11 protein-coding genes are annotated in these 13,673 nt (G+C 56.7%); 9 read left to right on the top strand and 2 right to left on the bottom strand.

Annotation, left to right across the window (positions count from 1 at the left end):
• Positions 1-54: 54 nt before the first annotated feature.
• Positions 55-1,032: a tryptophan--tRNA ligase gene (gene trpS, locus JO972_RS14710; RefSeq protein WP_309490837.1), complete on the bottom strand. Its 978-nt coding sequence runs from the start codon at positions 1,030-1,032 to the stop codon at positions 55-57.
• A 199-nt stretch (positions 1,033-1,231) separates the two neighbouring features.
• Between trpS and JO972_RS14705 the strand changes: the two genes are divergently transcribed.
• The 9 genes from JO972_RS14705 (at position 1,232) to JO972_RS14665 (ending at position 11,547) form a co-directional block, all read left to right on the top strand.
• Positions 1,232-2,584: a sulfatase family protein gene (locus JO972_RS14705; protein ID WP_425498322.1), complete on the top strand. Its 1,353-nt coding sequence runs from the start codon at positions 1,232-1,234 to the stop codon at positions 2,582-2,584.
• Positions 2,585-2,758: 174 nt separating this feature from the next.
• Positions 2,759-4,774: a DNA gyrase/topoisomerase IV subunit A gene (locus tag JO972_RS14700; protein ID WP_309490835.1), complete on the top strand. Its 2,016-nt coding sequence runs from the start codon at positions 2,759-2,761 to the stop codon at positions 4,772-4,774.
• A gap of 175 nt (positions 4,775-4,949) precedes the next feature.
• Positions 4,950-5,120, top strand: coding sequence for a hypothetical protein (locus JO972_RS14695; protein WP_309490834.1), 171 nt, complete (start codon positions 4,950-4,952; stop codon positions 5,118-5,120).
• A 198-nt stretch (positions 5,121-5,318) separates the two neighbouring features.
• On the top strand, positions 5,319-7,010 hold the full coding sequence (locus tag JO972_RS14690) for an FAD-dependent oxidoreductase (RefSeq protein WP_309490833.1): 1,692 nt from the start codon (positions 5,319-5,321) through the stop codon (positions 7,008-7,010).
• A 312-nt stretch (positions 7,011-7,322) separates the two neighbouring features.
• The gene (locus JO972_RS14685) at positions 7,323-7,859 is read left to right on the top strand and encodes a hypothetical protein (protein ID WP_309490832.1); all 537 of its coding nucleotides are present in this window, start codon (positions 7,323-7,325) and stop codon (positions 7,857-7,859) included.
• A 290-nt stretch (positions 7,860-8,149) separates the two neighbouring features.
• Complete coding sequence (locus JO972_RS14680; RefSeq protein ID WP_309490831.1) at positions 8,150-8,860, top strand: ion transporter; 711 nt, start codon at positions 8,150-8,152, stop codon at positions 8,858-8,860.
• The gene (blaOXA, locus tag JO972_RS14675) at positions 8,853-9,650 is read left to right on the top strand and encodes a class D beta-lactamase (protein ID WP_309490830.1); all 798 of its coding nucleotides are present in this window, start codon (positions 8,853-8,855) and stop codon (positions 9,648-9,650) included. Before JO972_RS14680 ends, blaOXA begins: the two co-directional genes overlap by 8 nt.
• Positions 9,651-9,812: 162 nt before the next feature.
• Entirely contained in the window at positions 9,813-10,532 is a 720-nt protein-coding gene (locus JO972_RS14670; RefSeq protein ID WP_309490829.1) for a hypothetical protein, read from the top strand.
• Positions 10,533-10,545: 13 nt separating this feature from the next.
• Positions 10,546-11,547 carry a YHYH protein gene (locus JO972_RS14665; protein ID WP_309490828.1) on the top strand — a complete coding sequence of 334 codons (1,002 nt, stop codon included), beginning with the start codon at positions 10,546-10,548 and terminating at the stop codon, positions 11,545-11,547.
• A 19-nt stretch (positions 11,548-11,566) separates the two neighbouring features.
• Here JO972_RS14665 and JO972_RS14660 read toward each other — a convergent pair whose 3' ends face one another.
• Positions 11,567-13,555, bottom strand: coding sequence for a glycoside hydrolase family 2 protein (locus JO972_RS14660; RefSeq protein ID WP_309490827.1), 1,989 nt, complete (start codon positions 13,553-13,555; stop codon positions 11,567-11,569).
• Between the last annotated feature and the right edge of the window lie 118 nt (positions 13,556-13,673).

The following is a 13,673-nucleotide window of genomic DNA, read 5'->3' as shown; positions in this document are numbered from 1 at the left end:
GTGGGGGAGAATGGCTTGCTTAGGCGTCGAGGAATGGCTGATGCTTGCCGCTCGCTAGCGCAGTCCCACCGCCTTGCGCACGCGGTCGAGCACCTTGGTGGACTCCGCACGGGCTTTTTCCGCCCCTTGAGCGATGACTTGGTTGACGTAGTCGAGGTTATTTTCCAGCTCGGCACGTTTTGCACGAATGGGCGCGAAGTATTCCCAATAGGCATCGAACAGGCGCTGTTTGAAGTCGCCGTAGCCAATACCGCCGGCTTGGTGGTCGGCGATCATTTTTTCCACGTCGGCTTCAGACGCGAAGAGTTTGTAGAGGTCGATCACGATGGATCCTTCGGTGGGTTTGGGGTCTTCGACAGGAGTGGAATCGGTTTTCACCTTCATCACCAGCTTGCGCACCTGCTTCTGGGTCATGGTGTCCGGCGGGCAGATCGGCAGGGTGTTGTGGTAGCTTTTCGACATCTTCTGACCATCGAGTCCGGGCACCACGGCGGTGTTCTCCTTGATCTGGACTTCGGGGACGACGAGGGTGCCTTCGCCAAAGCGATCGTTGATCTTGCCGGCGAGGTCGCGGGTGATTTCGAGGTGCTGTTTCTGGTCCTTGCCCACCGGCACCAGCTCGGCATCGTAGAGCAGGATATCAGCGGCCATCAGCGCCGGATAGGCGAACAGGGCGTGGTTGGCATCGAAGCCTTTGGCGACTTTGTCTTTGTAAGAGTGCGCGCGCTCGAGCAGGCCCATCGGGCAGACGGTGGAGAGGATCCAGGCGAGCTCGTTCACCTCCGGCACATCGGACTGGCGGAAGATGGTGGCTTTTTCCGGATCCAGGCCGCAAGCGAGGAAGTCGATCGCTAGGTTCTTGACGTTCTCGCGATGGGTGGCGGCATTTTCCATGGTGGTCATGGCGTGGTAGTCGGCGATGAAATAAAAGGCGTCCCCCTGGTCCTGAAGTTGGACCGCGGGCTGCATGGCGCCGAAGTAATTGCCGATGTGGAGCTTGCCGCTGGGTTGAAGGCCGGTGAGAATTCGCATGGGTTTTCTTTAGGACGAACCGACGAAGAATCAAGAGCCAAGAGAGATGGGATTAAAATTAGCCTGTAATCTTTGCAGGCGAGGAGTCGTAATCTGCTTGTTGACTAGCTAAACAAGGGCCGTCCGAGGCACGGGAATCTCGATCTCGGCAGGCATCTGGTTCCGCTCGATCCGTCACCTCATTCACCAGCATCTCATGATGAAATCAATCTTACTCACACTCGCCGCATCCCTGACGCTCAGCGCGATCGGCTCAGCCGCTGACAAACCGCTCAACATCCTCGTGCTCTACGCTGACGATTGGCGCCACGACACCTTGGGCGTGGCAGGAAATCCGGTGGTGAAAACGCCGAACATCGACCGTCTGGCCGGGCAGGGTTACCGTTTCACCCAGAACTGCGTCACCACCGCCATCTGCGGGGTGAGTCGGGCGTCGATTTACACCGGCCAATGGATGTCGCGCCACGGCTGCAAGGGGTTCAAAGCCTTCCAGACACCTTGGGACGAAACCTACCCTGGTCTGCTCAAAGACAATGGCTACTACCTCGGTCACGTCGGCAAATGGCACAACGGCCCGTATCCGAAGAAACACTACGATTTTGCCCGCTTCTACCACGGCAAGCACTGGTATGAAACCGAGACCGGCGAGAAAATCCACGTCACCCAACGCAACGAGCGCGATGCCCTGGAGTTCTTCGACAAGATGCCCGACGACAAACCGTTCTGTCTCACCGTCGCCTTCTTCGCCACCCACGCCCAGGACGGACACCCGAAGCAGTTTCTGCCGCAGCCCGAGAGCATGGAGCTCTACAAGGACGTGAAGATCCCGGTTCCGGTGAATGCCACCGAGGAGTCGTGGAACCGACTTCCGAAGTTCTTTAACGAGAAAAACGAAGGCCGCAACCGCTGGCACTGGCGCTTTGATACGCCGGAGAAATTCCAGACGATGATGAAAAATTACTACCGTCTCGCCACCGAGGTCGATTCCACCTGCGGCCGCATCCTGGCCGAGCTCGAGAAGCGTGGCCTGCGCGAGAACACCCTGGTGATTTTCACCACCGACAACGGCTACTACCACGCCGAACACGGTCTCGCTGATAAGTGGTATCCGCATCAGGAAAGTATCCGCGTGCCACTGATCATCGATGACCCACGTATGGCCGACAGCAAAAATGGAGAGACTAACGAAGAGTTTACCCTGAATGTCGATCTCGCTCCGACTATCCTCTCCGCCGCCGGCATCGACGCTCCGAAAGGGATGCAGGGGCGCGACATCGCACCGCTCTACCTGGGTGGAGTCAAGGAGCCATGGCGCAGCGAGTTTTTCTACGAACATCCCACGCTGCAAAAAGCCAGCTTCATCCCCGCTTCGGAGGCTCTTGTGCGCAAGGACTACAAGTATTTCTACTGGCCCGAGCAGGACGTTGAGCAGCTGTTCAACATCCAGAAAGATCCTCACGAGGAGAACGATCTGGTGAATGATCCTGAGCATCAGCAGGTGCTTGTGGAAATGCGCAAACGCTTCAAGGAACTCAAAGCCGGCGTTCGCTAGGCACACGGGGGACGGCTCGATGACAGATCGCTTGAGCTGGGCGACAGAGGCTCGCGCGGCTGGTTGCGTTGGGCCTCGCCTGTCAGTCTGACTTCCAGGCTTGCATCGGTGTTTAAGGGTGCTTAAATACCTTCACCCTCTCCCTGATACCCTTTTTCTGACGATTTTCTCCCCATGGATGAACTAGATTTAACCCCGGACCCTGAGTTTGGAGATGATGCCCGCGAGCAGCAAAGCCTGGGCACGATGTACAAGGACTATTTCATAGATTACGCCAGTTACGTGATCATGGAGCGCGCCGTGCCCCACCTCTGTGATGGCCTGAAGCCGGTGCAGCGCCGCATTTTACACTCCATGCGCGAGCTGGAGGACGGTCGCTATAACAAGGTGGCCAACGTGGTGGGAAACACCATGAAGTATCACCCGCACGGCGATACCTCCATCGGCGATGCCATGGTGCAACTCGGCCAGAAGGAACTGCTCATCGATACCCAGGGAAACTGGGGCAACGTTCTAACAGGTGATAAATCCGCCGCGCCACGATACATCGAAGCCCGCCTGACACCCTTCGCCCTCGAAGTCGCCTTCAACCCGAAGACCACCGAGTGGACCCGCAGTTACGACGGACGAAATAAGGAACCCGTCACCCTGCCGCTGAAGTTTCCGCTGCTGTTAGCACAGGGCGTTGAAGGCATCGCCGTGGGCCTCGCTTGCAAGATGCTGCCACATAACTTCATCGAGTTGTTAGAAGCCTGCATCTCCGCGCTGCGGAAGGAAAGCTTCGAGCTCTATCCGGATTTCCCCACCGGCGGTATCATGGATGCCAGCAATTACAACGACGGCCTGCGCGGTGGTAAGATCCGGGTGCGCGCCGAAATCAAGATTGAGAAAAAACGCATCCTCCGCATCACCCAGGTGCCCTTCGGTGTCACCACCGGCAGCCTGATGGACAACATCGTGGCGGCCAATGAGAAGGGGAAGATCAAGATTTCCAAGATCGAGGACAACACCGCCGCCGAGGCCGATATCCTGATCCACCTGCCCGCCGGCGTGGACCCTGAGACCTCGCGTGATTCACTCTACGCCTTTACCGACTGTGAAGTCTCCATCTCACCAAACGCCTGCGTCATTTTCGATGGCAAACCACGTTTCATGGGCGTCACCGAGATCCTCAAGCAGAGCGCTTTCCAGACCAAGGAGCTGCTTAAGATCGAACTCGAGATCAAACTCGGCGAACTCAAGGAAAAGTGGCACTTCTCCTCACTGGAACGCATTTTCATCGAGAACCGCATCTACCGCGACATCGAGGAATGTGAAACCTGGGAAGCCGTGATCGAGGCCATCGACAAGGGACTGGATCCCTTCAAGGCACTGCTGCACCGCGAAGTCACCGAGGAAGATATCGTGCGCCTAACAGAGATCAAAATCAAACGCATCTCCAAGTTCGATAGCTTCAAGGCGGACGAAATCATTAAGGGCCTCGAAGACGATATCGCCGAGGTCGAGAAACACCTCGCCCAGCTCACACGCTACGCCATCGCCTACTTCAAGAACCTGATCAAGAAATACGGCAAAGGCCGCGAGCGCCGCACCGAGATCACCGAGTTCGGCGTGGTCAACCGCGTGCAAGTGGTCGCCGCCACCGAGACGCTCTTCGTCAACCGCAAGGACGGCTTTGCCGGCTGGGGATTGAAGAAGGAGGAGAGCGTTGAGAAGTGCTCCAAGATCGATGACATCATCGCCATCGATGGCGAAGGTGTGATGCGCGTTTCCAAGGTCGCGGACAAAGCCTTCGTCGGCAAGCGCCTCCAGCACATCGCCGTTTTCCGCAAGGAGGAAGAGAAGATTTTCTCCATGATCTACCGCGATGGTCGCCAAGGCGCCGTCTATGCCAAGCGCTTCAAAGTCGGCGGTGTCACCCGCGACAAGGAATACAACCTCACCAAGGGCACCAAAGGCACCCGCGTGCTCTATCTCGCGGTGCACGATACCGAGAAGGAGAGTGAGGAGAACACCGTGCTCGTCCACCTCAAGCCGGTCCCCCGCCTTCGCAGCCTGTCGCGCCTGTTCAGCTTCGGTGAGCTCGCCTTGAAAGGTCGGGCTGTGAAAGGCAACCTGGTGACCAAACACACGGTCGACCGCGTTGTCAGAGCGCCGAAGGAGGGCGATGCCTTGGAGCTGGAGCCTTGATCCCGCTGTGGTGCCGAGTCAGTCTCGAGCTCTTGGACCCCTCATCTCTTGGCAAGCGAAGCCTGGACAAACTCCGTGTGTGCAGAAGTCACCGCGTCACGATGATTCCGCAGGCATGGATTAGTTTTTAACAACTTTTCTTGACCACGAGGCTACTTTTATGAACACTGTTCACATGAATAAATTCACCCTTGATTCGTTTCCGGTTGTCGATGTGTTGAAAACTGTTTGCCAGCGTGGCCTTTGTTTGTTGCGTGGCGAGAAACATGGCGACGACCGCGGCCCGCAGTGGCAGCAGCTCGAGCTCCCGTTTTCTCGCACCCCGGTGCGCAAATGGAACCGCTAGAGGCCTTGGGGGTTCTCTCGGTGGTAGACGGATGGCTCCCCACAGGACCAGCACGAATCGGCACGACCGTCTGCAAACGACTATGTCTGACTGCGAACGACTGCGGAGGCATGGCGACTTGATTCCGGTCGACCGCCCGCCGTCGATTATGGCACGCGGAGATTTTGACTCCGTCTCCTTGGCCGTTAGTCTGGCCTGATGAAAATCCTTCTATCGTTACGGGCGCTCTGTTCGCGCAGCTCTTTGTTGGTTTTGCCATGGCTCGTGGCCGCCTTTTCACCAGCTACGGCCAAGGATTATCAGGCCGATGTGATTATTTACGGCGGCACCTCCGGAGCGGTGATGGCCGGGGTGCAGACGGCACGCATGGGGAAAACAGTGATCATTGTGAGCCCGGACAAACATCTCGGTGGGCTGACCAGTGGTGGTCTGGGTTGGACCGATAACGGTCACGCCGCCGGCATCGGTGGACTGTCGCTGGAGTTCTATCAGGCGGTGAAGCAGCACTACGAGAAGCCGGAGGCCTGGCGTCAGGAGACGCACGAGGAGTATCGGAAAAACAAGCGTCCCTACAATCGCAACCGCCCGGGCGACAAGGCAATGTGGGTGTTCGAGCCCCACGTGGCGGAGGGCATCATGGACGACTTTGTGGCGAAACATCAGATCCAAGTCCTGCGCGACGCCTGGCTCGATCGGGAGAACGGTGTGGAGATGAAGGATGGGAAAATCACCGCCATCACGACCTTGGCCGGCGACCGCTTTGTCGGCAAGGTGTTCATTGACGGAACTTACGAGGGGGACCTCATGGCCGCCGCCGGAGTGAGCTACCACGTCGGCCGTGAAAGCAATGCCACTTACGGTGAAACGGCCAACGGCGTGCAAAAAGATCGCCGCGACCACGATCATTTTTTCACCGCTAAAATCAGCCCGTATAAAATCCCGGGCGATCCGAAAAGCGGCCTGCTCGAACGCATCAGCGCCGAGGACCCTAGCGAAAACGGCAGTGGTGATAACAAGATCCAGGCTTACTGTTTCCGCGCCTGCCTGACCAACGATCCGGACAATCGTATCCCATTTCCCAAACCTGAGGGCTACGATCCCACGCAATACGAGCTCATCCTCCGCGTCTATGAAAGCGGCTGGGACGAGACCTTCCGCAAGTTTGACCTGATGCCTAACAAGAAGACGGACCAGAATAACCACGGCCCGTTCAGCACCGATAACATCGGAGCCAACTACGATTACCCGGAAGCCAGCTATGAACGCCGACGCGAGATCATCAAGGAGCACGAGACCTATCAGAAAGGCATGATGTACTTCCTCGCCAACGATCCCAGGGTGCCGGAGGAGGTGCGAAAGGAAATGTCCACCTGGGGACTGCCGAAGGACGAGTTTGTCGATAACGGCAACTGGTCGCACCAGCTCTATATCCGCGAAGCCCGTCGGATGATCGGCCAGCACGTCGTCACCGAGCACGACTGCCTGAGCAAAACCGACGTCACCGATAGCGTTGGCCTCGGTGTCTACACCATGGACTCGCACCAAACCCAGCGCTACGTTACCCAAGACGGCTATGTGCAAAACGAGGGCGACGTCGGCCTGCACATCAAGCACCCATACCCGATCTCCTACGGCGCCATCGTGCCCAAGGCGGCGGAAGCCAAGAACCTGTTAGTCCCGATGGCCCTCTCCGCCTCGCACATTGCCTTCGGATCGGTCCGCATGGAACCCACCTTCATGATCCTCGGCCAAAGCGCCGGCACCGCCGCCAGCATCGCCGTGGAACGCGGCGTCAACGTGCAAGATGTCGACTACAAAAAAGACCTCAAGCCCCGCCTGCTAGCCGACAAACAACGCCTGGTGCACGTGCCGAAGAAGAAAAAAAAGTAGGCCGATCAAGCGTCGTGTGCGTGAGGTAACCCGTGCTGTTATTGATCAAAGTTGAACCGGCGAATGGTTCAGGTAGCGAAGGGTTTGCACCCTTCGTTGGGGTAGAGCAGGACGAAGCGTTAGAAAACGAAGGGTGCAAACCCTTCGTTACGGGGCTCTCCAAGGTTCCGCGCATGTCATAGCGATGCTCTCTTTCCTCAAAATTTGGATGCCGCGACGGTGTCATTCTGCTTGGCGAGTCATGTTTGCAATGTGGGTCTGAGAAGCATGTTGTTTACACTCGGAGCAAACGTCTTATCTTGAGAGAAGATCATGATGCCCCGATTGATGTTGCAGCCCTTGTTGAGCGAAAAACGATCGCTTACCTACGCCGTGATTCTGCAGGTCTGGTTCATTGTTGCCATCTACGCTGTGTGCCACGATCAATATATTGTGCGGATCGCTCCCGAGCATTTTACCATCTATCATGATCCCTTGTTGGGGATCGAAGACCCGACCACCCTGGCTGCCGTTTATGCATTCGGAGCATCGTTTTCGCCAGGCTTACTGCTTGGCTTCTGTTGTGCCGCAGCTGCGCGGGGTGGGGAATGGCCAAAGGTTCGTGTCCGGCGGATTCTGCTCGGTGTGTTCGTTGTGGTTCTCGCTACGGAAGTGGTCGCAGCCAGTTCCGGATACATTGTTTACAAGAGCGGCAGGGGAATCTATCCGGCAAGCTGGTATCCCACGAGCACTTTACCCATGCTGATCACGCAGACCATTCAGGTGACCTGTTACCTGGCGGCAGCCATGTTTTCGTCCGTTTTTCTCGCAGGGCTACTGGTCTACCGGCATAGAAAACGAGGTGAGTGAAAAAAAGCGAAGCCTACGTAGCGAAGGGTTTGCACCCTTCGTCGGGGTAGAGCAGGACGAAGCGTTAGAAAACGAAGGGTGCAAACCCTTCGATGCGGGGAGTTGTAGCCTAGCGCGAGCGGACGAGCGCATTCCTGTCCATGGGCAACTTCAGCAAACAAGGAACAAGAATGTCCGTTATCCAATCACACTGCATGTGGCACAATCGAGAGACTCTCGAATTTTTTCTGTAGATAAGTCTTCGGATAAGATAGTTCTAACAATGTTCTAGATCAACTCTCCTGAAAAATATGATTTCCCATGATGAAAATGGCCGCGTGAGCTTCGGCCGATTCGATTTTATCATTCAAGGGCTGATCATCTTGTCCTTGATCTCCTTCGCTCTGGAAACGCTTCCCAATCTAACGAGTCAACATCAGGGCTGGTTGCGAGCATTCGAGATTGGCACGGTGGTCCTATTCACCGTTGAATATTTACTGCGTCTTTGCCTTTCGCGTCCGCGTGGTTTCTATGCTTGGTCCTTCTTTGGTATCGTCGATCTTATTGCGATCCTGCCGTTTTATGTCGCTACCGGAATTGATCTGCGTTCGGTCAGAGCATTTCGGCTCCTGCGTCTGTTTCGCCTACTTAAGCTAGCGAGATATAGCTCTGCGATGCAGAGATACCATCGTGCATTCATGATCGCCCGCGAGGAGCTTATCCTCTTTGGCTTCACAGCTCTGATCATGTTTTACTTAGCGTCGGTGGGAATCTATTACTTCGAGAACCAGGCCCAGCCTGAGACCTTCGCATCGGTCTTCCATAGCTTCTGGTGGGCCGTGGCGACTCTGACCACGGTGGGATATGGAGATATCTATCCGATCACCGTAGGTGGGAAAATATTCACCTTTATCGTTTTGATGATCGGTCTAGGATTTGTCGCAGTCCCAACAGGTTTATTTGCATCCGCGCTGTCTGCTGCGCGGGAGGAAATGAAGCAAGGAACTCAATCCAATGACTAAATTATTCCTATCTCTAACCGCATTAATAACCTGCCTGCCTATCCTCTGCACAGCAGCTGAAGACAAGCTTGTCTCCCGCCCCAAATGGAAGGCTGTCTTCACAGAGTTTGAGGCTGAGGGAACGATGGTAGTAGTCGATGAACGGGCGAATTCGCGCGGGAGTTTTGTCTATGATCGCAAGCGGGCGGCGACCCGTTTTTCCCCAGCGTCCACCTACAAGATTCCGCATGCCATGTTCGCGATTGATGCGGGGGTGGTGAAGGATGAATTTCAGGTGATTCCCTGGGATGGCAAGAAGAGGTTCTATGAACCGTGGAACCAGGACCAGACGCTGCGCTCGTCGATGCGGCATTCGGTGGTTTGGGTGTATCAGACATTTGAGCAAGCGATCGGTCAGGCCGGTGAGCGGGCCTACATGGAAAAGATCCACTACGGCAATGCCGACCCCACCGGTAAGGCGCCGTTCTGGGTGGAGGGGAATTTGAGGGTCTCAGCGGTCGAGCAGATTGAGTTTCTGCAAAAGCTGCACCGTAACCAACTGCCACTGAGCCTCAATGCCCAGCGATTGGTCAAGGATGTGATGATCAATGAAGCCGGGCGCGATTGGATATTACGCGCCAAAACCGGCTGGAGCGGCAGCATCGGCTGGTGGGTCGGCTGGGTCGAGCATCCCACGGGCGCTGTGTTTTTTGCCCTCAACATCGATACCCCGAAGCGCATGGATGACCTGTTCAAGCGGGAGGCGATTGTGAGAAAAATTTTGCAGTCGCTGGATGCCCTGCCGAACTAAGTCACGGTTATTTTCTTAACAATCTGACTGAAAGGTAAGCCCGCGAACTCCTCCGCGAAGATTAGCGGAGAGTCATGGGGGCGATGGGCCACTTTAAAAATGAGGACATATGGGAAGACACCGCAACCTCGTCGAACTCGCGGTGTTACGTCTCGTATGAAGATGAGACAGCTTACGATGTGTGGTCTCCTGATCTTGAGTGGTGGCCTTGTGGTCGCGCAGCAAAAGCCGGGGCCGGAGAGAAAACGAGGTCCCCGCATTGCGAAGCCGCGCATCACCGACACAGTGAAGGCGAATGTTTACGCGGACAATTGGTTCAAGCTCTACATCAATGGCAATCTGGTGGCGGTGGACTCGATTTCCTTCATCCCGCACAATGTGGTCAGTGTGGATATTTTACCCGAGTATCCGATGACCATTGCGGTGATGGCGAAGGACAATGCCGATCCGAAAACAGGGCTGGAATATAACAACAGCAACATTGGCGATGCAGGGTTTATTCTCAAGTTCGGCGATGGCACGGTGACGGATGCCAGTTGGAAAGCGAAGAGCTTCTTCCGCGGTCCGCTGAATGGCAAGGTGCAGGGTGCCACGACCCAACATTGGGACATCCCCAAGGACTGGATGGTGACGGATTTCGACGATTCCACCTGGCCGCAAGCGGTCGAGCACACGGAGCAAGCGGTGGACCCCAAGCAGCCGTATTACGAAAACGATTTCAAAGGAGCCAAGTGGATCTGGACCCAAGATCTTGCGCTCGATAACACGGTGATCTTCCGCAAGACGATCAAAAGTCCGCCGAATGGCGACCCTTTGCCGAAAACGTGGCCGCGCGGCGTGATCGACGCCAGCGAGAAGCCAGCTAGCCAGACAAACCAGTAAACCGAACTCACCGATGAAACAGATCGCATGGCTATTACTCGCCTGTGCGCAGGTATCGACCGCGCACGAGTCACACCAGCACGCCAAGGTGGACGTCAAGCCGTATGAGGCAAAGTTCCCGGGGAAATACACCCTCGAGAACACCACGGAGCGGCCGGATGCGGTGAAGGCTTTTCTGCCATTCGCCAAAACTCTGGGGATCTCCTGGGACGACGATTTTTTATACATCGAAGGCAATGGCCTGCCTGATCACCCGATGATGAAGGGGATCAAGGCGTGGCAGCAGCAGGTGCCGCTGGCGCATGATTTTACCGGCACCCAACGCTTCAAAATCCCCCTGAAACCGGTCATCACCACCGGCAAGCCGCAAGAGCTCACCATCATGGGGCCGATCGCTCTGGCGGTGAACGGAGTGCCGATTTTCCACGCACTGACACAGAGCGGCAGAGATGCCTATGCCGCCGGCGAGCTGGATCAATGGGGCGGGCATTGTGGTCGCGCCGACGATTACCACTACCACATCGCCCCGGCGCATTTGGAAAAATCGGTGGGTAAGGGGAATCCGGTGGCATTTGGCATGGATGGCCACCCGGTGTATTTGGCCAATCCGGCCACCGATAAACCCTTGGACCTCTGCCATGGCTACATCGATGATCAGGGGAAATATCGCTACATCGGAAATTTGAAACCGCCCTATGTGATGGCCTATTTCAGAGGGAAGGCCGACCTGGCAGACCGGCCACCGACGCATCCGGTGCGCCCCTTCCTCCGGCCGCTCGACGGAGCTACGATTACCGGCTTCAGCGGTGACGTGGAAAAGGGTTTTTCGCTGCAGTATGATGTGCGGGGGAAAACCGGGCAGGTCGATTATCAGATCACTGAAAAGGGAGCGGACTTTGTTTTCAAGAAACCGAACGGCGAGGTGGAGAAAGCCTCCTATCAGAGATCGACCAAGCCACCGAAGCCCGGCGACGGAGAAGAGCGGCTCGCGGCCCCAGAAAAGCCCAAACCTTAGGACCTATCCGTGGCGCCGCTTATTGCTCGAGCGGATTCTCCAGATTTCTGAAGGCTTCGCGGACGAGTAGTTTCGGTTTGTTTTCGTGATCGTAGATGCCCATGCGGGAGTAACCGTTCTGGCCTTTGTTGCCGGTGTAGGGTTTGCGTGAGCGGTAGTCGGTGAGCAGCCAGTAGGTGTAGCCGGCGAAGGCTGGGCTGTGCTTGCTGAGGACTTTCCATTGACGTTTGAGCAGGTCGGCCTGCCAGTTCTCGTTGTTCTTCTTGGTGACGCTGCCGCGGCTGCCACGCTTCGACCACGCACCGTTCTCGAGGATGATGAGCGGCTTGTCTGGGTTTTGCTTGCGGACCTTTTTCATGTCGGGGTCGAGCAGCTCGAAGGGGTCCATGGCACCGCGGTATTCGTTGAAACCTACGGCATCCGCGTGTTCGAAATGCGGCTGTCCCTTGTGCGGGTGCCAGGCGGCCCAGGTGATGGGAAGCTGCTGGAAGCGATCGATCTCCTGCACCAGCTCACGGCTGGTTTTCAGGAAGGGTTCGTATTCCTTGCAGAACTGGTGGCACTCGTTGTTCAGGCCCCAGAGCACAACGGAGGGGTGGTTCATCAGATCCCAGACGGCGCAGCGGCCCATGGTCTGATAGATCGATTGGGGGTCGACCGTCTGAGCATGCATCGACTTTTCCTTGTACCAAAATCCACCCCACTCGCCACAGACGAGGATGCCTTGCTGGTCGGCCAGCTGATAGGCGTAGGGGTCGCGCTGGATGACGTGCAGGCGGGCGAAATTCGATTGGCTATCATGCAGCAGACCGAACAGCTCCTGGTGGTCTTTCTTGGTGAGCGCTGCGCCGCGGCTGTGGTGCTCGCCGTAGACCGACGCCCCTTTGAGGAAGATCGGCTTGCCATTGAGCACAAACTGACTGCCACGGGTGCGGAACTCGCGGATGCCAAAGGTGCTGGTGAGCTGGTCGGTGGCCTGTTGCTGGTTGTCTAACAGGGTGGCGGTGCTTTGGTAGACGACGGGTGAGTCGGGCGACCATGGCTTCGCCTGATCCCCGGCAGGGAGAGTGATCGGGACCACGCGTGTCTGGCCGGCGGCGAGCTGGATCGGGCCACTGACGATGGTCTTGGTGTCGGGGATGTTGGTCTTCACCGAGACCCGGGTGGTGGCATCGGCTTTGCCGTGATTGGAAACCACCACCGCGTGGCGGATGCTGCCGTTCTTGCTGTGGATCTGGCTTTTGCGGATGCTGAGCGCAGGCTCCTCGATCAGGCTGACGCTGCGGTGGATGCCGGCGTAGGGCCAGCAGTCGGGCGCTTTCGGATGCAGCGTGTGGGTGTATTCCAGCTCGTCCCAGCCCTTGCCGTTTTTCTTTTTCTTAAAATTGGGGAGTCGGATCACTTTCAGTGCCAGGGTGTTGCCGCCGCTTTTCAAATGCTCGGTGACATCGATGGAAAACGGAGCGCCGCCGCCTTCGTGCTGGGCGATTTCCTTGCCGTTGAGGAAGACCCGCGCGCGCTGCTGCACACCGAGGAAGGCGATGCGTTGGCGTTTGTTAGTTTTCGGTTGGAACTCAAAGCTGCGCCGATACCATGCCGCGCCATTGTAGTGTGGTGGGTTGCTGCTGCTTTGATCGTTCCAGTCCCAGAACTTGCCGCCGGGCATGGCGTCCCAGCAGTGCGGGACTTGGACTTTTTTCCAGTCGCTGAGGTCGGTCTCGGTGGCAAACCATTGCTCGCTGGTGCCACGGGATTTCGGGTCGAAACGGAACTGCCACTCACCATCGAGGCTGACGCGGCTGCGGTGCGGATTTTCTGCAACATCCTCGAAGTCGGGGCGCACTTGGCCGTAGTGGAAGACCACAGGGAAGTCATCAATGCTGCGTGTTTCCACCTGCATCGCGTGGGCGAAGCGTGGGTGATCGCCCAGGTCCGGATCCTGCGCGGCGGTGGCATGAACGATCAGGGCGAGGCTGCTGAGTGTGAACGTAACGGCTTTTGAAAACATAAATTGCGAGGTGTGTCAGGATGCGCAGGGCACCGGGTGTGAGTCCTACTAAACGGAGGGGAACAGCGATTTTATACAGATAAAATGCCGTGATTGAATCGGATCCGATAATTCGCTA

It is taken from the genome of Oceaniferula flava (assembly GCF_016811075.1).
Taxonomy (GTDB): Bacteria; Verrucomicrobiota; Verrucomicrobiia; order Verrucomicrobiales; family Akkermansiaceae; genus Oceaniferula; species Oceaniferula flava.
The sequence above is the reverse complement of the archived record's forward strand: the minus strand, read 5'-3'. Positions and strand labels throughout refer to the sequence as shown.

What these genes read in the sequence shown, in the direction of transcription:
- trpS (WP_309490837.1), bottom strand. Translation starts at nt 1,032, where the DNA reads ATGCGAATTCTCACCGGCCTTCAACCCAGCGGCAAGCTCCACATCGGC.
- JO972_RS14660 (WP_309490827.1), bottom strand. Translation starts at nt 13,555, where the DNA reads ATGTTTTCAAAAGCCGTTACGTTCACACTCAGCAGCCTCGCCCTGATC.
- JO972_RS14690 (WP_309490833.1), top strand. Translation starts at nt 5,319, where the DNA reads ATGAAAATCCTTCTATCGTTACGGGCGCTCTGTTCGCGCAGCTCTTTG.
- JO972_RS14685 (WP_309490832.1), top strand. Translation starts at nt 7,323, where the DNA reads ATGATGCCCCGATTGATGTTGCAGCCCTTGTTGAGCGAAAAACGATCG.
- JO972_RS14700 (WP_309490835.1), top strand. Translation starts at nt 2,759, where the DNA reads ATGGATGAACTAGATTTAACCCCGGACCCTGAGTTTGGAGATGATGCC.
- JO972_RS14670 (WP_309490829.1), top strand. Translation starts at nt 9,813, where the DNA reads ATGAGACAGCTTACGATGTGTGGTCTCCTGATCTTGAGTGGTGGCCTT.
- blaOXA (WP_309490830.1), top strand. Translation starts at nt 8,853, where the DNA reads ATGACTAAATTATTCCTATCTCTAACCGCATTAATAACCTGCCTGCCT.
- JO972_RS14680 (WP_309490831.1), top strand. Translation starts at nt 8,150, where the DNA reads ATGATTTCCCATGATGAAAATGGCCGCGTGAGCTTCGGCCGATTCGAT.
- JO972_RS14705 (WP_425498322.1), top strand. Translation starts at nt 1,232, where the DNA reads ATGAAATCAATCTTACTCACACTCGCCGCATCCCTGACGCTCAGCGCG.
- JO972_RS14695 (WP_309490834.1), top strand. Translation starts at nt 4,950, where the DNA reads ATGAATAAATTCACCCTTGATTCGTTTCCGGTTGTCGATGTGTTGAAA.
- JO972_RS14665 (WP_309490828.1), top strand. Translation starts at nt 10,546, where the DNA reads ATGAAACAGATCGCATGGCTATTACTCGCCTGTGCGCAGGTATCGACC.